The organism is Oceanobacillus sp. FSL K6-3682 (genome assembly GCF_037976165.1).
Classification (GTDB): Bacteria; Bacillota; Bacilli; order Bacillales; family Amphibacillaceae; genus Oceanobacillus; species Oceanobacillus sojae.
On the sequence record NZ_CP150263.1, the window covers coordinates 3,811,351 to 3,836,368 of the forward strand.

Annotated in this window: 24 protein-coding genes and 1 pseudogene; 7 read left to right on the plus strand and 18 right to left on the minus strand. The window is 36.7% G+C overall.

Features of this window, described 5'->3' with window-relative positions; all coding sequences use genetic code 11:
- Positions 1–62: 62 nt before the first annotated feature.
- From MHH51_RS18680 to MHH51_RS18690, 3 genes are all read right to left on the minus strand, one after another.
- A complete protein-coding gene (locus MHH51_RS18680) occupies positions 63–1,493 on the minus strand; it encodes an alkaline phosphatase (protein ID WP_339282917.1) in 1,431 nt (476 codons plus the stop codon).
- A 302-nt stretch (positions 1,494–1,795) separates the two neighbouring features.
- On the minus strand, positions 1,796–2,650 hold the full coding sequence (locus MHH51_RS18685; protein ID WP_339282918.1) for a PP2C family serine/threonine-protein phosphatase: 855 nt from the start codon (positions 2,648–2,650) through the stop codon (positions 1,796–1,798).
- A 166-nt stretch (positions 2,651–2,816) separates the two neighbouring features.
- The gene (locus tag MHH51_RS18690) at positions 2,817–4,319 is read right to left on the minus strand and encodes a DHA2 family efflux MFS transporter permease subunit (protein ID WP_147210128.1); all 1,503 of its coding nucleotides are present in this window, start codon (positions 4,317–4,319) and stop codon (positions 2,817–2,819) included.
- Between the two features lie 359 nt (positions 4,320–4,678).
- On the opposite strand from MHH51_RS18690, the gene MHH51_RS18695 reads away from it, so the two are divergent.
- Together MHH51_RS18695 and MHH51_RS18700 are read left to right on the plus strand one after the other, a co-directional pair.
- Positions 4,679–5,557 carry a TetR/AcrR family transcriptional regulator gene (locus MHH51_RS18695; protein WP_147210127.1) on the plus strand — a complete coding sequence of 293 codons (879 nt, stop codon included), beginning with the start codon at positions 4,679–4,681 and terminating at the stop codon, positions 5,555–5,557.
- A gap of 178 nt (positions 5,558–5,735) precedes the next feature.
- Positions 5,736–6,446: a DUF6612 family protein gene (locus MHH51_RS18700; RefSeq protein WP_147210126.1), complete on the plus strand. Its 711-nt coding sequence runs from the start codon at positions 5,736–5,738 to the stop codon at positions 6,444–6,446.
- 124 nt (positions 6,447–6,570) lie between these two features.
- Here the strand turns inward: MHH51_RS18700 and MHH51_RS18705 are convergent, their stop codons facing one another.
- From MHH51_RS18705 to MHH51_RS18735, 7 genes are all read right to left on the minus strand, one after another.
- Entirely contained in the window at positions 6,571–7,698 is a 1,128-nt protein-coding gene (locus MHH51_RS18705) for an FAD-binding oxidoreductase (RefSeq protein ID WP_339282920.1), read from the minus strand.
- Between the two features lie 190 nt (positions 7,699–7,888).
- Positions 7,889–8,647, minus strand: a complete 759-nt coding sequence (locus tag MHH51_RS18710) for a 3-oxoacyl-ACP reductase family protein (RefSeq protein WP_339282921.1) — start codon at positions 8,645–8,647, stop codon at positions 7,889–7,891.
- A gap of 71 nt (positions 8,648–8,718) precedes the next feature.
- The gene (locus MHH51_RS18715) at positions 8,719–9,987 is read right to left on the minus strand and encodes a TRAP transporter large permease (RefSeq protein WP_339282922.1); all 1,269 of its coding nucleotides are present in this window, start codon (positions 9,985–9,987) and stop codon (positions 8,719–8,721) included.
- Positions 9,984–10,523: a TRAP transporter small permease gene (locus tag MHH51_RS18720; RefSeq protein ID WP_147210122.1), complete on the minus strand. Its 540-nt coding sequence runs from the start codon at positions 10,521–10,523 to the stop codon at positions 9,984–9,986. Before MHH51_RS18720 ends, MHH51_RS18715 begins: the two co-directional genes overlap by 4 nt.
- Positions 10,524–10,538: 15 nt before the next feature.
- Positions 10,539–11,537 (minus strand): TRAP transporter substrate-binding protein, encoded by a 999-nt coding sequence (locus tag MHH51_RS18725; protein WP_147210121.1) that lies wholly within the window; start codon positions 11,535–11,537, stop codon positions 10,539–10,541.
- A gap of 218 nt (positions 11,538–11,755) precedes the next feature.
- The gene (locus tag MHH51_RS18730) at positions 11,756–12,703 is read right to left on the minus strand and encodes a transketolase C-terminal domain-containing protein (protein WP_147210120.1); all 948 of its coding nucleotides are present in this window, start codon (positions 12,701–12,703) and stop codon (positions 11,756–11,758) included.
- On the minus strand, positions 12,700–13,536 hold the full coding sequence (locus MHH51_RS18735) for a transketolase (RefSeq protein WP_186813604.1): 837 nt from the start codon (positions 13,534–13,536) through the stop codon (positions 12,700–12,702). The genes MHH51_RS18730 and MHH51_RS18735 overlap by 4 nt, the downstream gene beginning before the upstream one ends.
- A gap of 222 nt (positions 13,537–13,758) precedes the next feature.
- Between MHH51_RS18735 and MHH51_RS18740 the strand changes: the two genes are divergently transcribed.
- Both MHH51_RS18740 and MHH51_RS18745 read left to right on the plus strand, forming a co-directional pair.
- A complete protein-coding gene (locus tag MHH51_RS18740; protein WP_147210118.1) occupies positions 13,759–14,766 on the plus strand; it encodes a LacI family DNA-binding transcriptional regulator in 1,008 nt (335 codons plus the stop codon).
- Positions 14,767–15,084: 318 nt separating this feature from the next.
- Positions 15,085–15,636, plus strand: coding sequence for a competence protein ComK (locus MHH51_RS18745; RefSeq protein ID WP_147210117.1), 552 nt, complete (start codon positions 15,085–15,087; stop codon positions 15,634–15,636).
- A gap of 85 nt (positions 15,637–15,721) precedes the next feature.
- Here the strand turns inward: MHH51_RS18745 and MHH51_RS18750 are convergent, their stop codons facing one another.
- On the minus strand, positions 15,722–15,982 hold the full coding sequence (locus MHH51_RS18750) for a hypothetical protein (protein ID WP_156984992.1): 261 nt from the start codon (positions 15,980–15,982) through the stop codon (positions 15,722–15,724).
- Between the two features lie 278 nt (positions 15,983–16,260).
- Here MHH51_RS18750 and MHH51_RS18755 point away from each other — a divergent pair, with 278 nt between their 5' ends.
- Entirely contained in the window at positions 16,261–16,917 is a 657-nt protein-coding gene (locus tag MHH51_RS18755) for a transaldolase family protein (protein ID WP_147210114.1), read from the plus strand.
- Positions 16,918–17,156: 239 nt separating this feature from the next.
- On the opposite strand, the gene MHH51_RS18760 is transcribed toward MHH51_RS18755, so the two are convergent.
- From MHH51_RS18760 to MHH51_RS18785, 6 genes are read right to left on the minus strand one after another with little or no spacing between them, the layout of a single operon-like run.
- Complete coding sequence (locus MHH51_RS18760) at positions 17,157–19,097, minus strand: HTH domain-containing protein (protein WP_198048541.1); 1,941 nt, start codon at positions 19,095–19,097, stop codon at positions 17,157–17,159.
- 31 nt (positions 19,098–19,128) lie between these two features.
- Positions 19,129–20,172 carry a tyrosine-protein phosphatase gene (locus MHH51_RS18765; RefSeq protein ID WP_156984994.1) on the minus strand — a complete coding sequence of 348 codons (1,044 nt, stop codon included), beginning with the start codon at positions 20,170–20,172 and terminating at the stop codon, positions 19,129–19,131.
- A 4-nt stretch (positions 20,173–20,176) separates the two neighbouring features.
- Positions 20,177–20,998 carry a PTS system mannose/fructose/sorbose family transporter subunit IID gene (locus tag MHH51_RS18770; RefSeq protein ID WP_147210111.1) on the minus strand — a complete coding sequence of 274 codons (822 nt, stop codon included), beginning with the start codon at positions 20,996–20,998 and terminating at the stop codon, positions 20,177–20,179.
- Positions 20,995–21,783, minus strand: a complete 789-nt coding sequence (locus MHH51_RS18775; RefSeq protein WP_147210110.1) for a PTS sugar transporter subunit IIC — start codon at positions 21,781–21,783, stop codon at positions 20,995–20,997. The genes MHH51_RS18770 and MHH51_RS18775 overlap by 4 nt, the downstream gene beginning before the upstream one ends.
- Positions 21,784–22,251 (minus strand): PTS sugar transporter subunit IIB, encoded by a 468-nt coding sequence (locus tag MHH51_RS18780; RefSeq protein WP_077601711.1) that lies wholly within the window; start codon positions 22,249–22,251, stop codon positions 21,784–21,786.
- The gene (locus tag MHH51_RS18785; RefSeq protein ID WP_339282928.1) at positions 22,238–22,666 is read right to left on the minus strand and encodes a PTS sugar transporter subunit IIA; all 429 of its coding nucleotides are present in this window, start codon (positions 22,664–22,666) and stop codon (positions 22,238–22,240) included. Before MHH51_RS18785 ends, MHH51_RS18780 begins: the two co-directional genes overlap by 14 nt.
- Before the next feature lie 521 nt (positions 22,667–23,187).
- Here MHH51_RS18785 and MHH51_RS18790 point away from each other — a divergent pair.
- Together MHH51_RS18790 and MHH51_RS18795 are read left to right on the plus strand one after the other, a co-directional pair.
- Entirely contained in the window at positions 23,188–23,484 is a 297-nt protein-coding gene (locus MHH51_RS18790; protein ID WP_339282930.1) for a ketosteroid isomerase family protein, read from the plus strand.
- 263 nt (positions 23,485–23,747) lie between these two features.
- Positions 23,748–24,493: pseudogene (locus MHH51_RS18795) on the plus strand (glucose 1-dehydrogenase).
- A 209-nt stretch (positions 24,494–24,702) separates the two neighbouring features.
- On the opposite strand, the gene MHH51_RS18800 reads toward MHH51_RS18795, so the two are convergent.
- Entirely contained in the window at positions 24,703–25,002 is a 300-nt protein-coding gene (locus tag MHH51_RS18800; RefSeq protein WP_246145104.1) for a helix-turn-helix transcriptional regulator, read from the minus strand.
- Positions 25,003–25,018 lie beyond the last annotated feature (16 nt).

Below are 25,018 nucleotides of genomic sequence, written 5' to 3' on the forward strand. Positions count from 1 at the left end.
AGCGTCGCATATGCTCCACTAATGAATTCATATGCAACGCCTATTTATTGTTGATTTACATTTTAATCTTCGTCTTTTTTATCTTCTTCCGCTTGTTCTTCCATATCCGCATCCTCTACTTCAGCCTTTACATTGCCTCCATCCAGAATCCCAAAGACTAATTTAGCTTGGTCTGTATTATCAACCTGACCTGCAAACAACTCCGATTGCGGACCAAAAGCATACACGTTTACATCCTCTCCCGTATGACCACCTGTTGTCCAGCCTGTATTCGAACGGACATCAAAGATAGCTTCAATAGCATCATCAATTTCCAGCATATCTTCTGCTTTTGCTGCTTCCTTCACAGTATTAATTTCTTCTTCTGTTAATTTTAGATCAATGTATTTCCCTAGTGTTTCTTCTACATCAGCACCATTAACAATTTCTTCAGCCATAAAGTCTGGTGTACGCGTTGTTGCGCGAAGCGGCTCCGGGTTCCAGTTGTAGTCATCATCGGCTGCAATTGAAAATCCGCCAGTTGAGTGATCTGCTGTAGCCACAACTAATGTCTCTCCATCCTGTTCTGCAAAGTTAATTGCCGCTTCGAATGCTGCTTCAAAGTCTTCCATTTCACTCATTGCACCAACAATATCATTATCATGACCTGCCCAATCAATTTGACTCCCCTCTACCATCAGGAAGAAACCATCCTCATTTTGACTAAGACGATCTAATGCCGAATTTGTCATATCTGCTAAAGATGGAACATCTTCTTTACGGTCAATCATTTTAGGCAAGCCTTCTTCTGCAAATAAACCAAGTACTTGTTCATTCGTATCATTTATAAGTTCATCTTTATTCGTTACATAGCTAAAACCATCGGCTTGGAATTCTTCTGTTAAATTACGGTCTTCTCTGTCAAATAAAGTTGTTCCTCCGCCAAGCAGTACATCAATTTTATGGCTGTCATTAATTCGTTCATCATAATAGTCATCAGCAATACCGTTCATATTTTTTCTTGTTTCATCATGTGCTCCAAATGCAGCCGGCGTTGCATGCGTAATTTCAGATGTGGCAACAAGACCTGTTGATTTACCTAATTGTTTCGCACGCTCTAACACGGTTTCTACTTCTGTTAAATCATTATCTACCGCAATAGCATTATTATATGTTTTAATCCCTGCGGACATCGCAGTTGCTGCAGAAGCTGAATCTGTTACATTCTCTTCCGGGTCCTCCGGGTATGTTGTCTGCTGCCCAACTAAGTACTTATCAAATACTGTCTGATTCACAAATTTTTCTTCTCCATTATCTTTAAAATACCGATATGCTGAAGTATAGGACACTCCCATCCCATCCCCAATTAAAAAGATAATATTTTTCACCTCTGTGTCCTCTGTTTTGGGAGGTGCGGCTTCACTTGCCAGTACATTTTGTGTGCCAGTTGTTAAACTGGTTAATGTTAATCCTGCAGCCGCTGCCAGTGATACTAGTTTTTTACTTAATGCCATTTTTTGATTTCCTCCTTCAACTTATCAATCTATTATCTATAGTAAGCAATGGATATTAACTAGAGGTTGAGGAAATGTAAGTTAATTGTAAAGTTTAGTTGTTTGTATATTAAAACAAGCCTTGGCATGAATAAATGAAAAAAAGCATCGTTCATCACCGGCGCTTTAGGTGTGAACAATACTTTTACTGAATACAAGATATAAATTCTACTAAGTCTTTTCTAGTTACTTTTCCACTTAAATCGCTGGACGCCTGAGGTCAAAAAAACATAAAATTTACTTCCCTTCACTTATTTTTTCTATTAACCCAGTTCCACAAGGATTCCCGTTTTATCATCCGCATGCTTTAAACGTGGATAATTCCGCAAGAAAATATCCGTTCCCTCTTGTTGAACAACATAATCCAGCAAGCTGTCGATACCATATTGAAAAGCAAAATTAGCGGTCTCTTTCCAAACATTACCATCCACTCCATGTAGCTGCATTCCGTCTGTAATCAGTAAGATTTTTTCCACCTGATGAAGCGGGACTCTTCCAGAGGTTAAATATTCCATTGCCTCGGTGGTGCCATCAATAATGCTGTAGCCTCCCCGGGTATTTAATTTCTCTCTGTTAGCCTTAAGAATAGGAATAATACGTTCTTTTTCCTCTTGATAAATTTCTTGAAAAGCTTCTCCGTCGATCTCTTGATTAACCCGCTTAGCGATAGCACCATACAATTCAGAAATAGCCTTCTGATCTAATCTCATAACATGATCATAAGAAAGTGTCTGGACTCCTCCATCCTGATAAGCCACAAAAATCATACAATCTCCAGATTGAGCATATTCCATATAATTTTCATGAATTTGTATTGCTGCAATGCCGCATGCACTCCGCTTTTCTTTTGCAATTGTTTCGATTTCCTGTCCCAATTCCTGTTTTGTCTTTTTTGCTAAATCTGTATTCCCTTTGCTAATCCTCTTGATTAAGCTGTCTTCAAAATTTCCTGTATCAAAACAGTTTTGAATGGTTTCTGCTGCTATTTTCCCAGACAGTCCGCCCAGTCCTGTCGCTCCATCAATTACTGCAAACAGCTCTTTTTTCTGATTTACTACGTAAGCATCTTCATTTACCGGGTTACTGCCCTGCTTATAAACTTTTGAAAAATGAATCATAACATCCCCGCTTTCTTCTCTTTAGTTATCCTGCTTCCCTGTAGTTAGGTATGTAAATGTAAGCTTTTAATTAGTTTAACATGTTCATAGTGCATGAAAGAATATATACTTTTTCACATACAAAAAACTATCACCTGCTAATCAGATGATAGTTTCTTTTTTCTTATTATTTTGCTGATTTTGTAATTATTTTTCCGTCCGTACCAACCCGCTTAATAAAGAGAGCCAGAATAAATGCTAAAACAATAATTAACAAGGAGATAAAGAATGAGAAATTAATTCCATGCAGCATGGCTTCATTCATTATTTCAGCCTGCATCTGATCTGCTGCTGCACCAGTCGGCATTTGCGATGGATCCATATTTTTCATTGCTTCCTCAGCCAGTGTCTCTGCCTCTTTATTAGTTCGGCTGTTCATTACTGTAATTAATAATGCTGAGCCGATCGCACCGGATACCTGCTGCAATGTGTTGTTCATTGCAGTACCATGCGGATTTTGATGCATTGGTAATTGATTCAATCCATTTGTCATAACAGGCATCATTACCATAGACATTCCCAAAGAACGAACCGCAAAAATAATCATAAGAGAGGTTATCGTAATTTCCATATCTAATCGTGTAAAGAAGAATGTTGTTACCCCAGTAATAGTCAGCCCGATAATAGTTAATGTACGAGCACCGAATTTATCAAACAATCTTCCAGTAATCGGCGACATAACTCCCATTACAAGTGCACCTGGAAGCATTAATAAACCTGCCTCAAATGGTGTAAATCCCCTGATTGTCTGTACATATAATGGAATTAAAATCATTCCTGAAAATAATGCCATTGCTAAAACAACAGAAATAGCAGAAGATAAGGCAAACATCGGATAGCGGAAAATCCGGAATTCAAGCATCGGATCCTTCATACGTAATTGACGAAGAATAAGTGTCACCACTCCAATTACGCCAACAACTAACGTAATATATACGGATGGATGATCCCAGCCTTTATCTCCAGCTGAACTGAATCCATATAATAAGCCGCCAAAACCAAAACTGGATAGGATAATGGAAAATACATCAAGCTTGATTGGGCGCTGCGGAGTAATGTTTTTCAGTTTAAATACGCCAATTAATAATGAAATAATAGCAATTGGGAAGACTATATAGAATAAGGTTCTCCAATCATAATGCTCCACAATCCATCCTGATAATGTCGGACCGATGGCAGGTGCTACAATCATTACAAGACCGAAAGTTCCCATTGCTGTACCGCGTTTTTCAATTGGAAAAGCAGTCAGCATGACATTCATCAAGAGCGGCATCATCACTGCTGAACCTGCTGCCTGAATTAATCTTGCAACTAAAAGAATAGAAAAAGTCGGTGAAATAGCAGCTAATAATGTACCAGCTGTAAATAACGTCATTGCTGTTAAAAACAGCTTTCTATTTGTAAAACGTTGTATTAAGAATGCACTTGCCGGAATAAGAATCCCGTTTACAAGCATATAACCATTTGTCAGCCATTGAACAGAGGTTGGTTTCACTTCAAATTCTGTCATGATAGAAGGCAGTGCTACGTTTAATAAAGTTTCATTTAAAATTGCTACAAACGCCCCAATAAATAAAATAGCTATCATGCCATAGGGCGGTTGTTTATGCATTTCTTGAATATCTGTCATTATAGACCCTCACTTTCTTTTCTTAGAAAAAAATTACATTTCCCCGCCTTTCAGAGAAATGATTATTTTTCTACCTGGTGTTATGTTTAATTTTTTTGCCATATCGAGATCCTTCATAACCTTACTTTTATGCTTTCCTCAAACGCAAAAAATATCATCTTACAGAGGTTTAAAAACTTCCTTACTATAATTCAAAGCAATTTTCTCTTAAAGACTTAACTATTTTATACCTGCAGTCCAATAAATGCAACAAAAATATTTCATTAATTTTCAAATGTTGATATATCAATAGATATGGACTAATATAAATATTGTACTCCAGTTCTATTTTTCTTAAAATTATATAAAGGGACGGTTATATGAATAAAAAAAAGCAACAAATTATCGAAGCTGCACAAATACTTTTTATTAAAAAGGGATTCTCTGTCACTTCGATTCAGGATATATTGGATGCTGCCAATATATCCAAAGGAACATTCTACAATTATTTTTCTTCCAAAACAGAATGCTTAATGGCTATCCTGTCATTTATAAAAGATGAAGTAATCTACAATAGGCAGCAGCTGGCTATTGGAAAGCCAGCTTCAGATAAACATGTTTTTGTAAAGCAGATTGCTGCCCGGTTTCATATTGACAAAAAACATAATCTAATGGCATTATTTGCTTCTTTGACGAGCACAGACACAGCGCATCAGGAATTAAAAGAATTTTTAAACCAGCAATATCTGAAAGAAGTCAGCTGGATGGCAGAACGAATTTGCGAGGTGTTTGGTGAAGGACGGCGCAAACAATCCTACGATGATGCAGTTACCTGCTTTGGAACAATCCATTTAACCTCAAAAGTCTTAATGGATATTGGCAAAACAGAAGTTCCAATTGAAGAGACGATTTATTTCTCTCTCAAAAAAATCGAACAAACCGGCGGACAGCAGCCATTTTTAAAAGAGGATTATTTCCTGGCTTATCAGCAAAATAAGAATACAGAGGATAAAAATATTAAAAAGCAATTACAGCAAACATTGACCGATTTAGAAGCAAATGTGAAGAAGCTGAAAAATAAAAAATTAGCATACTACCAGAAGTTTTTATTAGAACAGCTTACATCTGACAATCCAGATCTTTTCCTGATGGAGAGTGTTATTTCCTCCTATCAGAATGCTGTACAGGATACAGACATAGAGGATAAAGGAAGATATATCCAAATACTTTTTATGCAATTATTAGAGGAAGAAAAGTGAGTCAGACAGCTGCTCACCTTTCTTTTTTTGAGAAACAAAAGAATAATTTTCCAAAAACAAGTAAATAATTGCATATTTTTCTTTGCTCTACCTAATTTACAAAACCTTCATGATTGATATAGACTATTAGATAGAGTGCATGATAATCTACCCAAAACTTAGGAAAGGTGGTGAAAATGTGAAAAAAATATGCGCTTTGCTTGCTGTTTCTCTGTTTTTCTTTTTAGTAGCCTGTTCTCAAGAGGCAAGTGAAGAAGAGGTTATTGAAAATGTCCTGAATTCGCACCGTGATGTCAATCAATACGCAGCGAATTTTAATATTGATACATCTGATGTTGCAAAAACAATCAGTCATAATATAGAAGTAAATTTAACAGAAGACCCTGCTGCACTGCACCAGATTTTAACTATTGAAGCAGATGGAGAGGAATCATCTGTTAATACTTATCGCGTAAACGATGAAATATATACGCAAGAAGAGGACAATCCTTGGGGAAAGAGAGAAGCAGAAGAAGATGAACCGCTATTTACCCCTTCCTATAGAGATGTCGTTTCTGTTTTGGAAAATGTGATTGACTATGCTGAATTTGATTCTGAAGGTGGAACCTACACCTTTAGTTATGAGGGCTTTGAACGTGAAATTTATGAAGCATTCGAAGGTCCATTCAACATACTATTGGGCGGCAGTGATATCGCTGATGAGGATATGTCTTTGGGTTTTACCTTTGAAGTAAATAAGTCTGATTACTATATTGAGAATTTAGAATATAACCTCTCTGTTGAAAATGAGACTGGCACCGTAAATATAAATATTCAGGTCAATTACGATGATATAAATGATATTAATGAAATAGAAGTACCCGATGAAGCAATTGAAGAAACATCCTGATTATAATCTGCAACAGACAATACGTCAGATAACATATGGTCAGCTTTTATAAAAATATATTAATAATAAAAGAACCGCTTCGCAATCTTTTTGTAGTGAGATTGCGAAGCGGTTCTTTTATTATTCAATTCGTCACAGATTTAGAAATAGCCCGGTCAGGCTTATAAGCAGCCATGTCCAGCTCAATATCTTCATTTAAAATCTGCTTTGCTGCCAGTTTGCCAACGTATGGCCCCATTGTTAAACCAGAACGGCCGAGCCCATTCACTATATAGAGATTTTCGATCTCTTTAATCGGTCCAATTAAAGGCAATCCGTCCTTGCTCATCGGTCGGAATCCAATTCGTACCTCTTTCAGTGTTCCATCCTCTAATCCAGAAGCAACATCCAGAGCAGCTTCCAAGACATGGTTGACACCACCGGCAGTCAAACGATAATCAAATCCCGAACCATCCTCTCTTGTTGCTCCTGCAACAATTCTCGAATCATCAAATGCCAGCATATAATGACTCGTCTGAGGCAATATAACCGGCCAATCAGCTGTATCCTGACCCGGGAGGGAAATATGTGCGATTTGCCCCCGCTGTGGTTCAATAGCTAAATCCATTCCTAACGGCTTCAGTTGCTCCGGTGCCCATGCTCCAGTGGCTGACAATACATTATCCGCGATAATATCTTCTCCATTTACATGTACACCGGATACCTTTTGATTTTCTACTATAAGTACAGCCTCACCTTCTATAAACTGTGCGCCATTTTTTATAGCAGCCCGTTTCATAGATTCACGCAGTAATCTGCCATCCATTCGGGCAGCTCCTGATACATAGACTCCTTCCAAATCATCCGATAATGCAGGGAATCTTTTTTTCGCTTCTATATGATCTAATCTTTCAATCTCTCCCAGCTCTGGAGCTTCTTGCTGCTTTTCGCGCACCTGACGCTCAATCTCATCTAACTCAGATGAACTATTACTGACGCTTATCGCTCCAACCTTCTTATATCCTGTATCAGTTTCTCCATCTTTTTTCAACTGTTCTATCAATTCAGGGTAATATAGCGCCCCTCCCTTTGCAACTGCATACCAATCCGGGTCTTCCACATGAGAAATCCAAGGACAAATAATGCCAGCACCTGCAGAGGTTGCTTTCCCTTCTTCCGGACGATCTACCATAACAACCTCAATACCTTGTTTCACTAAATAATACGCTGCACTTGCACCAACAATTCCTGTACCAACAACGATTGTTTTCATTCATTTTTCCTCCTCAAACCATATGTAGCTAACAAAATTCACATTATTTTCTGCTTATTTAAGTATATCATTTTAAATTTAAAAGAACGAATCGTTTTTACTGATTATGAAATCATTTCTATAACTTCGCCAACAAAAAAACACGATATCCTCTATTCAAAGAAGACATCGTATCTTTTCCATTTATTTATTAATCCATATGCGATCCGCCATTAATATCAATATCTTCACCTGTAATATAAGAAGCTTCATCAGATGCCAGAAAAGCAATCGTTGATGCAATTTCACTTGTTTCTCCCGGGCGTCCAAGAGGAATTCCATCAATTACCTTTGCTGCATCTGCTTCAGGAAGTGACTTCCAAATTTCAGTATTAACCAGACCTGGCGCTACAGAGTTTACTGTAATACCATCTGTCGCAACTTCTCTTGCAAGGTTTTTTGCAAATCCCAGCACAGCTGCTTTGGAAGCTGAATAATGCGCTCCGCCAAATACACCGCCGCCTCTTTTTGCAGATACTGAAGAAAGGTTAATGATACGGCCAAAATGCTGTTCTTTCATTGGCTTTAATACTGCTTGTGAGCACAGGAATAGTCCAAACATGTTTACACTGAAAATCCGCTGCATATCTTCTAAAGTCATGTCCTCTACCGTTACTTTTTGAGAGATTCCCGCATTATTTACTAAAATATCGATACGGCCAAATTCCGATAATACTTTTTCAATCATCACATCCACAGATTCCTTGCTTGTTACATTGAGCTCTACACCCAATGCTTTCGCTCCAGTCTCTTCTACAGCTTTTACCGTATCCTGAATGCCTTCCACATTTAAATCAGCAACTACAATCGATGCGCCCTGCTCTGCTAATTTCAATGCAATATCTCTGCCAATTCCTTTCAATGATCCGCTTCCTGTTACAATAGCTACTTTATTATTTAATTCAAACATGTTTTTTCCTCCTGATTTTAGCGTATAATACGTTGTTGAATTTCATTCTATTATTGATATAACCTTATAAGTTATAAGAATAGCAATGTCAGCTGTGGAATTACGGCAATCAGAGCGAGTCCAAACAAAATTACAAAGAAGAATGGAATAGCTGCTTTTGCCAAGACCGGCATACTTAAGCCCGATAGTCCTGATCCCACAAACAAGTTTACTCCTAATGGCGGTGTGATAAATCCGATTGCCAGCGTAACAATCATGACAATACCAAAGTGGATTGGATTCATTCCAATTTCCAGCGCCACCGGATATAGAATTGGAGTAAATATGATAACTGCTGCCGCAGTATCGATAAAACACCCAATGATTAACAGCATGATAATAATCATAATTATGACGACTACGCTATTTTCAGAAACAGATAAGAATCCGTCTGCAAATGCTTGCGGAATTCTTTCCATAGATAGAATCGTTCCAAATGCATTCGCTGTTCCAATAATAATTAAAATAGCTACAGAGCTTAATGATGCATTTCTGAAAATAGCATGCAAATCCTTAAACTTGATGGATTTATGTAGGAACATACTTACAAATAATGCATAAACCACTGCGATTACAGCCGCTTCTGTCGGTGTAAATATACCTCCGTAAATACCACCTAAAATTATAATCGGTACAAGTAAAGACCATTTTGCTTTATTCAAAGCCTGTAACAACTTTTTAAAGCTGAATGATTCCCCAGTACCTGCATAGCCTTGCTTTTTAGAATAAATATATGCCCATAATAGAATTAGTCCGCCAATCAATAGCCCTGGCAGAATCCCTCCAAGGAATAAATCTCCAATTGATTCATTTGCTGAGATTCCAAAAAGAACCATTGGTATACTCGGAGGCAGAATAATTCCTAATGAACCGGCTGATGCAATCAATGCAGTGGCAAACTTTTTATCATACCCTTCTGCAACCATGGCTGGAATCATAATACCACCTACTGCTGCAACAGTAGCCGGACCTGAACCTGAAATTGCAGCAAAGAACATAGAAGTAATTACAGCCGCCATCGCAAATCCGCCAGTATATCGTCCGACAAAGACATTTGCTAAATCAAATAAACGGTTGGAAATACCGCCTTTTCCCATTATTTCCCCAGCAAGGATAAAGAATGGAATTGCCATTAAAGCAAAGTTATCCGTGGAGGTAACTAACCCCTGTGATAGAAAAGTAACGGATATATTTGCTGAGTACATAGCTGTAACCAGGCCTGCAATCCCCAGTGCAATCCCGATAGGTACAGTAAGCGCCATAAATAAAAAGAAGGTGCCGAATAAAATGAACGTTGTCATACTGTCTTCTCCTCCTGACTTGCTAAGGACTCTTTTCTATCTAAATTCTTATAATCCTCATCCCTTTTAACAGATCGATAATCTCTTACATCATAAGCCATATTTTGTAATAATCGGATGGAGGTTATTATCATACCGACAACTGGAGCCAAGTACACCCAGAACAATGGGATTTGTAACGCAGCCGACGTTCTTGTTACTCTGGCAACAATATCGATTCCATAATATGTCATCACTAATGCAAAGATTAAAAAAGAGATATTCGCAATCATAGCGATGATTAATCTGCCTTTTCGTTGAAACAACATCGATAAAGCATCTACCCCTAAATGCTTATTTCGTTTTACCCCATAGCTTACGCCGACATAAATCAACCAAATAAATGCATATCTGGCAATCTCTTCAGACCAGGCCAGTGAGTTTCCGAAAACATACCTCATGACTACCTGCATAAAAATAATAATTACTGTAAAAGCACTTAAAAAAACAAGAATATATTCTTCAAAATGCTCATCTAACCAATTTAGTATTTTCATGATTTCCCCCTCATCCTACTCTGTCGCCTCTAAAATCTGATCTAAGAGTTCGCTTCCATAGCTATTTCTAAACTGCTTATAAACTGGCTCACTCGCTTGTTTAAAAGCATCTATATCTGGATCTTCAATTACTGTCATACCTTGTTCCTTTAAGTTTTCTATCATTTTCGCTTCATTTTCCTGTAATAAATCTCGGTGGAATTGAGCAGTCTCTGAAGCACTTTCTTCAATAATCTGCTGTTCCTCCGATGTCAATGACTGCCAAAACTCTTCACCAATTGCAACAGGAAGAGGTGAATATTGGTGTCCTGTAAGGATGAGATAATCCTGAACCTCATTCAATTTATTAGCATAAGTATTGGCAACAGGATTTTCCTGTGCGTCAATCGTTCCCTGCTGCAAGCCCATATAAACTTCACCAAAAGACATCGGTGTCGGGTTACCTCCAAAAGCAGCAAATGTTCTTAAAGATATCGGAAACTCTGGTGTTCTGATTTTTACCCCTCGTAAATCAGCAGGCTCTTCAATCGGTTTATTTGCAGTAATGTGACGGAAACCGTTTTCAAAGTAAGCGATAATTCTCAAATTATCTTCCAGCAAGGGTTCAGCTGCTAATTGTCCTACCTCTCCATCCATAGCATCCCAGGCTTGCTGATGATCTTCGAATAAATATGGAAGTTCAAGCACACTAATTTCTGGATTATATTGGCTGTATGCACTCGCTGCAACCATTTGCAAATCGTTCAACGCAACACTTTCTACCATCTCTGACTCTGATCCCAGCTGGTTATTCGGATAGACAAGCACTTCCATATGTCCGCCAGACCTTTCTTCTACTAATTCTTTAAAACGCATTACTGCAGTATGTCTTTCATTTGTCTCGGCTGCATCATGCCCAAAACGAATTGTAATTGTATCATCTGTCAAGGCATTACTCGTTGTAAAAAATGAAACAACAATTCCTACAGCTAAAGCAACAATGGCAAAAATCGTTATATTTCTAACTATTTTCAATTCTTTACCTCCGTCTCCTGTACAAGTAATTTAAAGTTTTTATTCCTTTCATCACAAAATAAAATGTGCTTATTCTCTCATCTATACTCAACACAATAAGACTTCCTTCAAACAGATATCAGCAACCTATTTTGTCATTTTCTGCGCTGAACATAGATTGTTATTTTCACTCTGTAAATAAGCACATTTTATCTATCTTCTCTACCTATAAAGGAAAATTAAAGTAATTCTTCTGCTGTATTAACGATATTCTCAACAGTAATTCCATTGATTTCTAGTAACTTTTCATAAGGTGCAGATTCACCAAATCGATCCTGTACACCAATTCTTCTAACTCTGGTGTTCCCCTCTTCCGCTACCACATCACTGACAGCACTGCCCAATCCATTAAGAATATTATGATCCTCTACTGTCACAATCTTACCGATTTTCGTACATTCTATAATTGCTTCATGGTCTATCGGTTTAATAGTATGCATATCTAAAAGCTTTACGGAAACACCCTTGCTTTCAAGAATTTCAGCAGCCTCTAATGCAAGGCAAACCGTGTCCCCGTTCGCAATGATAGCTACATCATTTCCTTCTTTTAATTGCTTCGCCTTACCAATCTCAAACTCTTCATTTTCATCATAGATTACAGGAACCTTGTCTCTCGTAAAACGAAGATAAACCGGACCATAGATTTCGGCTGCTTGTCTTACCAGCTTGCGGGTAGCATTATAGTCAGCTCCCATAATTACTCTCATATTAGGGATTGTTCGATATACCCCCATATCTTCAATCGCCTGGTGGCTTCCACCATCATTAGCAGGAGTTAATCCACCATGAGAACAAGCTATTTTCACATTTAGATTTGGATAGCAAACCTCTTGACGAACCTGCTCTGCCATGCGTAAAGATCCAAATACCGCATACGTGCTGACAAATGGAATTTTACCGGTTGTTGATAATCCGGCAGCCATTCCAGCTGCATTTTGCTCTGCAATTCCAACATTGACATGCTGTTTAGGAACCGCATTCATAAATTTCGTTGTTTTACAGGAACCGCCGATATCTGCATCAACAACCATAATATCTTTATTTTCTTTTCCAAGTTCTTCAATTTCATCACCAAAAGCTTCTCTTGTTGCTTTCTGCTCGTAAGGTGCTTTATTTAAAACGATCATGCATTTAACCCCCTTGCTAACTCTTCCATTGCTTTCTCATACTCTTCTTCATTCGGAGCTTTACCATGCCAGCCAACAACATTTTCCATAAAGGAAACGCCTTTTCCTTTGATAGTATTACATACAATACATTTTGGCTTTCCATCTTTTACATTCTTCACTTCATCCAGTGTTTCTAAGATTTCTTCCATAGAATGGCCATCAATACGCTTCGTTGTGAATCCAAAAGCCTCGAATTTCTTTTCTAAATCAAGATTGGGCATAATTTCATCTGTCGGTCCGTCGATTTGTAATCCATTATCATCTAGAAAAACGATTAAATTATCCAGTTTATATTTCACCGCTGATTGTGCTGCTTCCCAAATCTGCCCTTCTTGCGCTTCACCATCACCAATAACAGCAAAAACACGATAATCTTTTTTATCTAATTTCCCTGCTAATGCCATGCCTACTGCACAGGATAGCCCCTGCCCAAGAGAGCCTGTAGAGATATCTATTCCAGGACATTTTTTAGAATCCGGGTGTCCTTGAAATGGAGATTTGTATTCTCTTAATGTTTTAACCGTCTCCATTGGTACGAAGCCTCGATGTGCCAATGCTGCATACTGGATAGGAGCAACATGTCCTTTCGATAATACAAAACGGTCACGGTCTGCCCACTCAGGATCTTCTGGGTTTACATTCATCTCTCTGAAATATAAAGCGGTTACGAAATCAGCCGCCGAAAGAGATCCTCCCGGATGTCCGGACTGTGCATGGTAGACCATGGTTACAGCCGTCTGCCTTAATTGAATTGCTTTTTCTTTAAGCTCTTCTACTGTGATATTACTCACTATCATCACCTCAAAATCTTTATTTAAAAATCTTATTCTTTATCTCTCGCTAACATCCAGAAAAATATTTTTCTTTAAAGTTAATCGTTTAACCGTTTCTTGAATTATATATTGTAAGCGGAATCATGTCAATGATAAATTTTGATTTTTTGCCACTACTTGAATACGGCTACCCTATAAGGTAACATGAAGGCATTAAAGAACGGATATAGAGGAGAAGTTATGAAAAAAGAAGTAACTACCATGAAGGACGTAGCTAAAGAAGCAAATGTATCTATCGCTACAGTTTCACATGTTATTAATAATACAAAAAATATTTCCAAGGCTACGCGGATGAAAGTAATGTCTGTTATTGAAAAATATAATTATAAGCCTAATTATTCAGCAAAAACATTAAGACAGCAATCTACCAAGACTGCGGCCTTAGTCATATCAAGCTATCCGGATTCCTTTGTTACAGAAATGATATTCGCCATTGAAGAACGTGCAAAAGAAATGGGATATAATTTGTTATTAGTAAATACCAAGGAGAATAATGAATATGAGGAAAAAACGATTAACCTTCTTTATTCTAATTTAGTAGACGGCATCCTATTATCGCCAACTTCCGGAGACATTCAGTACCTTCACAAATACACGATGGAAAAATTCCCAATTGTAATGATAAATCGTTATGAAGACTCTATCAAGAATATTCCAAGGGTGACTGGTGACAATTTTCAGCTGGGATACGATGCGACCACGCATCTGGTAAAGCATGGTCATAAAAATATTGGATTTATTTTTACATACCCTAATGTTTCTACAACAGCGGATCGAATCAGAGGATATCAACAAGCTTTGAAACAAGCGAACCTTCCTTTTAATGAGGAATTAATTATACAAGGATTTGCTCATGCGGACGGAGGAGCTGACGCTGCAAGAGAATTATTAGAAAAAGAGACCAAGGTAACTGCACTATTTATCCAAAATGATTTAATGACAATTGGAGCTATAGATGCTATAAAAAAATTGAAAAAAAGTATTCCCGATGATATTGCTATTATCGGTTTTGGGGAATTTTCAGCTTCACATATTATCGAACCGCCAATAACAAACGTAGTTTTACCACCCGAAACAATTGGAAAAATAGCATTTGATACTTTATTAAATAAGATTAATAACCCTGATTATATGAGTCACATTGAATTACCTCACTCTATGACAATCCGAAAATCATGCGGATGTTAATGAATAAGCTTCTTTTTTCACGAAACTAACAAATTTTCCTAATGAGGTTTACAGCTCTTCTTTTTACAATATAGGTTATATTTACTTTAAAAGGAATATAACCTATACCTTCATGTTTCGTTCTTGATTACAAAGAGCACTAGATATTCATTTCCTCTTTCAAATCAACTATATAATCTTTGTATCTCTATTATTTTATCAATTATTAAATTTTTCAAAAAATAATAATAATTCTACTTTATTTATTATTTTTAATGTGGTAAAATATTTTCATAACATACATAATATGTTAATAATATATACTATAGGAGGGTTTTAATGAGTCCATATTATAAAATAACTGATAAAACTATGGCAATATTACCATACGACTCACCAAAAAATACATCAAAAGTCTTTGAGGCCGATCAGGAAAAAACGCTTATTTTCAAAGAGATACCCTTAAGAATTATCGAAAAGAACTGCCTGAGATATTTTTCTTCCTATACAGGCAGAAGAGCTGCCGTGCTTTATCATGAGCCTCATTATAAAGTGAAAACACCGATTCCTATCAGTTCAACAAAAGGAATTATAGCTTTTCCAACACAAGGTCCCTCCCGTATAGATTGTGCATGGATTTTTTATCATCATGTTGCTAAAATTACAGAACGTGATGGTGGAAGTGTTGTTATTTTTAAAAATGGAAAAGAATTATTTCAGCCGGTCTCAAAAAAAGCTCTCTCCGGTCAAATTGTTCGTTGTCGTAATTTAGGATATATAATTGATAGCAGTGAAGAAAGTGAATCATCCATTTCTGCCAATTTGCTTGAACTTCAGGAAGAGTTTATGACTATCCGCATTGGGAAAAATCCTGTCAGCGCTAAAAAGTAAACGTTCGCTTAATAATATCCCCATGAATAAATCTCATAACAAGACAATCACTTGCTGAGAAGAGCATTTTAAATTATTTAACCATCTAAGTCTGATTGCTCTTGTTCTGTGTTTTTTGCTGTTTTTCTTTAAGCCCACTTTTTTCTTCCTTCACTATTCCAAAAGACAATATATTATCAATCATAAATCTGCGCACCTGCTTTCGATAATAACAATAAGCTAAAATCTTCGTTTCTTCTATCTGCATTACACGGATAATCCTCTGTGTTACGTTATTATCTTTATCAAGATAATAAATCATAATTCTTTTCTTTTGCTCCATTGCATTTGTTAAGAAACCAATCATTTACTATCGTCTCCTAAAAATAATATGCAGAAAAACAGTTGTTTTTTCTGTCTTTTTCTTCTCCACTAATATCATATGTTTGTATTTGTTTTATCTGACTCCGAAATTAAACAAAAAAACAATCAATGGTCAGAATCCATCGATGAAGTCTTAAAAAAGGTATGTAAAATTGATAAGATAGAAGAAAGAAAAAGAATTATTCAAAAGTATCATTGGTTTCAAGAAAACTTTTCCGTTGAAAATATGATAAAAAAAGAAATCAAATAGGGGTGAATAAAATGTTTTTAGATACCGCAAATACCGAGTATATTGAAAAAGCTCTAGAATCCGGAATTTTTCAAGGAGTCACAACTAACCCTACTCTTTTATTAAAGGAAGGTGAAAACAGAGAAAGGAAAATTGAAGAGCTTTTTTCCAAAGGAGTGCCATTTCTATTTGTACAGGCAGTTGGTTCTACCTTCAATGAGCTTTACGAAGATGCCTATAGAATTTATTCTTTGGCTCCTGAAGGAAAAAAGATTGGTGTTAAGATTTCACTGAACCAAGTGGGAGTAGGCGTAATAAGTAAGTTAAAGAAAGAAGATCCTGATCATGTCATATTGGGCACGGCGATTTACTCAGCTGACCAGGCTATTTTAGGGGCACTCGCACAATGCGATTACTTGGCTCCGTATGTTAATCGTATGTCAACACATGGAATAGATCCTTATGAAGCAATTAATAAGACCCGTGCTTTTATTGACTCCCGAAAACTAAACGCACAAATAATGGGAGCAAGCTTTAAAAATTCCCAGCAAGTGGTGTATGCACTAACCTCAGGTGCTCATACTGTAACAATTCCTTATGATATCTACTTGCAGATGATTGATAAAGAGATAGCTTTATCTGCTATTGATGTGTTTAATCAGCATGGGGAGGAATTAAGAGGTATGTAATTGTATGATATTATCTCGAAAATACAGCCCAATTTATAAGAAAAGTGCAACTATTACTCCAAGACAAAGTTTATTTCTTCTCTAATTATGTAATAAATTAATAATAACTCAAACAGTTATCAAAGAATCCACCTTTAGTCAGTTTTATTCTTCATCTGGCTGGCCAAAGGTGGATTTTCTTAGCAATATCTTTTTCTATCTCATAAGTACAAAACGGCTTTTTCTTCTCTACCCTGCTTCTAAATAAAAAATTGGCTATAATCCTTCTGACTTTCTTTACATAGATGAACCAGTTTATTTTTATCTGTCACAGTCCGGTTTAAAATATCTAAAAGCATCCGGAGCTTTTGCTTATCCCCATCTACATTTAAATTAATCAATAAATAATATTCATCTCCCCCTATTTGCGCCGAGCCATTTTGGGGAAATGAAAAGATTTTAAAGGTCTCTTTCTCTGAAGAAAGATGGAGATAAATGTGGATGTGAATATCTCCTGGAACTTCGACGTGTTCATAATCGCATCCATTTTGAAAATGAGCTTCAATAGGAAAATGATTGAATTTATACTTTGGCTCTATTTCTTCATACATAATGACAGGCATTTTTTTATTATAATCGAAGGCATCTAAAAATATATGCTTTAGTGAATCGACATACTCCAGCTCGGTCATGCCCTCTTCGGCAAAATAAATCGGGGAATAATGAATATTCATATTTTTACCATAGTTTGAGCATAAATAATAATCATAGGTTTGATACGCCATCGAATCCAGCTCATATAAAACCTTTGTTTCAATACGCTCAATGTAATCAGAAAAATGATGCTGTAGATTGAACTTTAACTGTTGTGTGCTCAATCTGCCATCTATAGCAATAATTGCCAATCTCAGTTTACGGTGATCTAATTCAATCCGGTTCAGCATCAGCAAAAATGTACTGAAAATCATATGCTCTTCATTTTCAGAGAATGTATAGCCGTATTGCTGCTGAAACTGTTGACAGATTTTTTTCATAATATGCAGCAGAAAAGGGTCCTGCTCATTACTATCTCTGATATTTCTATATCCTAAATCAACACAGTCGGATACTTCAAGTTTAATTTTCATACTGATTGGTATCATAATCTTAAGCAGATCTTTTAAACATACCTCACTATCAAATGCATCAATCTGCAAATAACTTGATAATTCTTTCAGCAAGAAATTCCGTGTTTCCCCGGCCAATGCAATCAAGCTATCATAATTTTCAACGGTACAGTCTTTAAAACGGTACAAATCGGTGCTGATAACCGCCATATAGGCTAAAAATTGAACAATATCTTCTGCAAAAGTAAAACCTTCAAATTCCAGCTGTAAGTTTTTAATCAGCTTCTCTACCAGTTCATATTCTTCCGTTGTCCGGTAATCAAATGCAATCTCCGGCAGCTCCAGTTCAATCCGATTTTTGGCCAGACTTTGATTGCGGAAGTAAATTAAGTAAATAATAAAGCGTTCTGCATTGATATCTGAAAATACAATTCTTGATTGCGTGATAGTCTCATAAAAAATCTTTCTGATTATCTCCATATCCGCCCGTTCACATGTAAATAGCTTATTATATTCCGCTATCCCAAAATCACTTGTCGGATTTTTATCAAAATATTTATAAACACGTATCGTCAGCATAATTTTTTTAAAGTGGGCACCTTGAACAAGCATCCCATAATGCGGTCTTACAACAAGAGTCAGATTATAATCGGACATAATTTCTTTTACTCTCTGTAATTCTTTGCTTAACGGAAAGCTGACATTCAGCTCATACTGAAGAAACTCCACCTTTACTGGCTGATGTGAGGTTAATAACCTTCGTAAAATATATTGAACACGATTATCAAATTCCGTATCGATTGTTTTGGGCTGATAGATTTGGAAATATTCTTTAATACGATTTTCATATTCCTTATCCACAATTTCTAATTTATAGCCTAGTGACTGCTTGGATGTAATCAGCAGATCCGCATTGATCAGCTCTTCTTTTAAGGTCCGAATATCATTCTTGATGGTTCTCGATGTAACACCAAGCTCTGCTGCCAGCCGATCACTTGTCATATAGGTTTCCGAACGCAAAAGAAGGAGAAATAACGCCTTAAACCTAGCTTTGCCATCTAAAAATCTAAATTTATTTGACAAGTCTAAATCCATGGTGATCCCTCCTTCCATTTGCGGTATAAAATTATTCTAAATACATACTCTTCATTGTATCAATCATATCACGAGTTATTCCTAACTCTTCTACAACATATTTTTCAATAGATCCATACTTTTGAATAATCGTATCAATGGATGTAGCAATAAATTCGGAACGTGTATCAATAAAAGAATACAAATGCTCCAGGACCTCTTTATCATCAGTCAATTTTTTATACCCTTCCATTTTCACACGGTTACGTTCCTTGCGATTTTCTTCTGTAAGCATATAATCTTTCACCAGGTCATCTTTTTTCACACCCAGAATACCCAGAACAAGCATAGCTCCAAATCCTGTACGGTCTTTTCCACCGCGACAATGCTGAAGAACAGCTGGTGCATCAGGGTTTGCTGTGATGCGCAGCATTTCTCCAAAAGCTTCCTTCGAGTTGTCTTTATTGGCAAACGTACGATACTGTTCGAGAACTACATCTGCTTGATTAACCAAAGTACCTTTTTCTTTTTGCTCAATTATTTTATTAATTAAATTAATATCTTCTTTATCTTTCGAAGAAGTAAACTGCGCAGATAGCTCTGCTGCATGTGCTACCGGGTCCAGCTGATAAGTCTTTATAGAACCGTCAACCGTTTTATTCGGATATTTACTAATCTCATCATCGCTTCGATAATCAATGATTGTATGGATATCCAGCTTCTTCAAGTAGTCAACACCGGCCTCCGTCGCATTATAGATATGATCAGAACGGTATAACATTCCCCATTTAACCGTCTTCCCATTTTCTGCTTCATACCCTCCCATATCCCGGAAATTATTCATTCCTTCTACAGGAAGCGTTCTTTCACCTATAGTATAAGCTTTATCGGCGAATTTCAAAAGAAAATACGGTCTGTAATCGATTGGTCCAATATTAACGGAGAAGCTTTTCTCAGATGTTTTTAGTAAAAACTCCGGCTGCACATCTGCAGGACTCTTCTTTAGATAGACTACTACTTCCTCTTCAGCAGTGTCATCCTTCTTAAATAAAAATTTATTGTTTTCAACTTGGGTAACTTCATATTTTTTTCTCATAGTATTATCCTAGTACACCTGCCATCGTTAACAGAATAGCTAAAACCATAATTCCTACAATAAGCTGCGGAGCATATTTTCCATTTGTCCGTTTAAAAATCTTATAAACTGCGAATGTAACCAGCAAGCTGAGAATTCCAGGCATAACCTGATCAATCATCTCTTGAATTTCGATAACATTTTCACCAGCTGTAATCTGGGCGTCAATATTAATCTTAATAATACTGGCTATCAATGCCCCGATAACCATCAACCCAACTACGTTTGCCATACTGGCCAGTCTTTGCAGAAAGTTCCCGCCGGCTCCTTCGATCATTTGCACGCCTTGCTTATAACCAATATGAATTCCATAATACTTCGTACCAACGTTGACTGTGTTATATAAAAGGAACATTAGAATTGGTCCGATAACACTGCCGTTTAAAGCAAGGGAAGCACCAATACTTCCACAAATAGGGAGCCATGTGAATTTAAGAAGGCTGTCTCCTATCCCGGCTAACGGCCCCATCAATCCAGTCTTAATAGCTGTAACAGTTTCTTTTTCCTCTTCGGTAGTTGTTTCTTCTACCGCCGCAGAGACACCCATAATTAATGCATTCGCATTTACATGGCTATTATAGAATTCTAAATGACGTTTCATCGCCTGTGTTTTCAATTCATCTGGTTTATCAGCATATAACCGTTCTAAAACAGGAGTAAAGCTGGATAAAAATCCGATTGCCTGCATCGATTGGTAGTTATTTGTCACGTTCATTAATTGCATGCGCCAGAAGATTCGATTGAGATCTTTTTTAGTAATCTTATTTTGCTCATTATGCTCCGTCATAGATCATAATCCTCCTCATCATCGTCAAAATCATCTGAGTCCTGAGATTTTGATTCAGCCTTTGTTTCCTTCTCCCGTGTAGCCAAATCGTAAAGATAAGCTAACGGCAGGGCAATTAAGGTAATTGGCAATACAGATAAATCAAGGTAAACGGCAAGTGCAAAACCTGCAATGAGGAAAACCCATAATTCACCTTTCTTAATCATCATCAGCATTAATAGACCAATACCAACTGCAGGAATAATGGAACCAGCTATTGATAGTCCATCCATAATGGAATCAGGCAGTGCTTCTACTGCTTTATCAATTGCTCCGGCACCGAAATAAATAGCCAGGAAAGTAGGAACTGCACGGATTAAGAAAGCAAAAATCATAGGAACATATTGAATGCGAAATACCTTTTTAAAATTCCCCGTTTCTGCAATTCGATTAGCAATCGGATTCAAGTAAACAATCCCGGAACGATACAAAATTAATAACTGCTGTGCCAATAAAGAAGTCGGGACTGCCAACGCAACAGCAGTCGCTGTTCCGCCAGAAAGAATACCAAGAGCTGTTCCAATTGCGGAACCTGTAATAATATCTGGTGCGGAATAGGCGCCGACGTTTCCTACACCCATCCACATAACTTCCAGTGTTGCACCGATTAACAAACCAGTCTGAAGATCTCCCATAATTAATCCGACAACCGTTGAAATTAACAACGGCCGTCTGATCATTTGTGTACCGATATCATCAATCGCGCAGATACCGGCCCAAAGTGATACGAGTAAAGAGGTGACCATTTAGATGACCTCCCTCAAATCTACTTTTTCATCATTAGGAACCATTTGTACAGTTATATTTAGGCCTTTATCAAGTAATTCCTTGAATGCTTCTCTTTCTTCCGGTGTAACAGACAATGCTTTGGAGACTTTTTCTCTTCCTTCACGGTAGCGCATTCCGCCAACGTTTAAGTCTTCAACCGGCACACCATTTTCTACAGCCTCTAAAACATCCTCACTTGTTGTAAACAGAAGCATCGTACGGCGTGTAATTTTTTGCTTTTTAATAATTTCAGCAAACTTCTTCACCGGAAATGCTCTTACTTTAATTCCTGATGGAGCTGCCATTGTTAAAATATTTTTTTGCGTAGCATCATTTCCAATTTTGTCATTTAATACAACAATTTGTTCAATCTTGTGCATATTCACCCAAGTTGTTACTACCTGTCCATGGATTAATCTATCGTCAATTCTACTAAAGCAAATCATCGTCATCGTCTCCTTCTAAATCTTTATTTGTTCTAATGGATAAACCTTGTGCGTAAGCTGTCTGAATAACTTCTTCCAATTCACTGATTTCTTTCCCGCGGTTCATTAATACCTCCAGTAATAATGGAAGGTTCACTCCTGATGCAATCATCGTATTTTCTCTTGTTAGAAGGTTGCTGGCTAAGTTAATCGGTGTTCCCCCAACAATATCAGTAAGGATCAGCAATCCTTTTGAGGTATCCAGGCTTGCTACCTTATCCTCCATTTCCTGTTTGAGATCATCAAGATTATCTACAACAAAAACGCTGATTGTTTCGTAGTTTTCCTGTTCGCCCACGATTAATTGTGCGCTTTCTATTGCAGCCTTTCCAAAGTCTCCGTGTGTCATGACCAAAATTCCAACTCCATCTGCCATGCTTTTCTTCCTTTCTATATTTTATTTGTGCGTATACTTAAGTGACATCGACTCTTTTTTACTACGCTTTTATTTTATAACATATGGTATCGTTTTCAATTTCATTATTTTCACTACCAATAATGAAATTTCACTAATCTAAAGGAAATTTTTCCTTTTTAGGGTTAGATTGTGAAAGTATAAAAGTGTAGTTCATAATTTTATCTAGCTCTCATATTAAGAAAAATTAAATTAGTTAAGAGATATCAAATGTAGATAATTAATAATTAAAAATGAAAAAATTGACAGTATAAGTAATCAATAATACATTTAAATAAGAGTTACTTTTAACTATTAATAATCACAATTCTTGAAAACGGTATCTTATTAGTAGATAAGATACAAAGGAACTCATCTTTCTAAAAGCGGATGTTTCTAAAATTAAAATGTAAAGACTATATAACTCCAAGCGTTGAATTCAGATTACCCGTCAGCTTTCAAAGGACATTGAAAGAACCACATAGTAAAGGAGCGTATGATTTATGGATAATTTACCGATGAAAAAAACATTGCAGGAATATGTAGATGCCTTCAATGCCAACGATCTCGAACATCTGATGTCTTTATTTTCAGATGAAGCAAGTGTAGAAGACCCTGTTGGTTCGCCTCCTAAAACAGGCCGTATAGAAATTGAAGCGTTCTATAGAGAAAGCATGACTGGCGCCAAATTAGAATTATTAGTATCCCCACGCGGTTCTTACAGCAATGCAGCAACCATAACTTTCGCCGTCCACACAGAAAAAAAGGGCATTCTATTCGAATTGATGTCACAGATGTAATGACTTTTGATTCCGCGGGTAAAATTGCTACTATGCACGCTTATTGGGGACCGGATGATATGCAGCAGCTATAGTTTATTAAATATTTAAAACTTGTGATTTTAATTTCTTTTCGTATATCTTGTATTACTAACAAGATAGCTATTACATCACAATAATATTAGATATATTGAAAATATCCGCAGAATATATAAACCGTTTTTCGTAAAAGATACTTAAAAAGCCATAACCAAATTTTAACTTAATGAAAAAGGATGATTATCATGGGCCGTTTAACAGGTAAAGTAGCTATTATCACTGGAGCAGCTAATGGAATGGGAGCTTCAGAAGCAAAGCTTTTCGCAAAAGAAGGAGCAAAAGTAGTTGCAACAGATATTAATGATAATGTATTACATGAGGTAATTAATGAAATTAAAGCGGATGGCGGAGATGCAATCGGTTTGAAGCATAATGTGACATCGGAGGAAGAATGGAAACAGATTATCCAAGAAACTGTAAATCACTACGGTAAAGTAGATGTACTTGTAAATAATGCTGGTGTTTCCAGTCCTAAAACAATGGCTCAAATGGAAATGGACGAATGGAATAAAATAATGGATATTGATTTAAATGGCTGTGTTATCGGGATGAAATATGTGATTCCAGAATGCAAAAAGCCGGCGGTGGTTCTCTGATTAATATTTCGTCTATCGGCGGACTTGTCGGTATGGCCGGATCAAGTCCATATACTGCTGCCAAAGGTGCATTACGTTCTTTATCAAAATCAGCAGCTGTTGAATATGGAAAAGATAAAATTCGTGTAAATTCCGTTCATCCAGGTATTATTGAAACACCAATGACTGCAGATACTTTTAAGGATGCAGAAGTCTATTATAAAACATTCACACAGCTTCCTTACTTCGGAAATCCTGAGGATGTTGCATATGGTGTGCTATTCCTTGCATCAGATGAATCCCGTTTTATGACAGGTGCTGAGCTTGTGATTGACGGTGGCTGGACTGCGCTTTAATAGAGTTTAGTGATAAGGTATTGGGGGAAGCTAATATATGTAATTTATTTTAATATAGCTTGTATCTATTAATGATAAGCCCTATATTTATAAACAAAAAAAGATACTCTCTTCCTATGTAATTCATAGAAAGAGGGTATCTTTTATACAATATGTTATTTAACTCAAAACAACAAAATTAATATATTGGTTTAAAAACTTTTCTTTTTTTAATGTGTAAAAGATGACATGGATGCTGCCTGTTCATCCTCCCCATGTTTATCAATAAGAGATAATTCAAGTTCAAGAACATGAGCTAATTTTAGTAAAGTAACCAGCTTTGGTATATCTTTCCCACTTTCCATTCGGCTAATTGTTTTTTGGGGTACATTAGATAACCTTGATAGTTCTCGTTGAGATAATTCCTTTCTATCCCGGGCAGCAATCCGTTTTCCTACAATTTCCAATGAAATAAATAATTCCGGATTCTCCCTTGCTAAATCTTTTCGGACATCCTCAAAGTTCTTCATTATTATAGTACCGTGA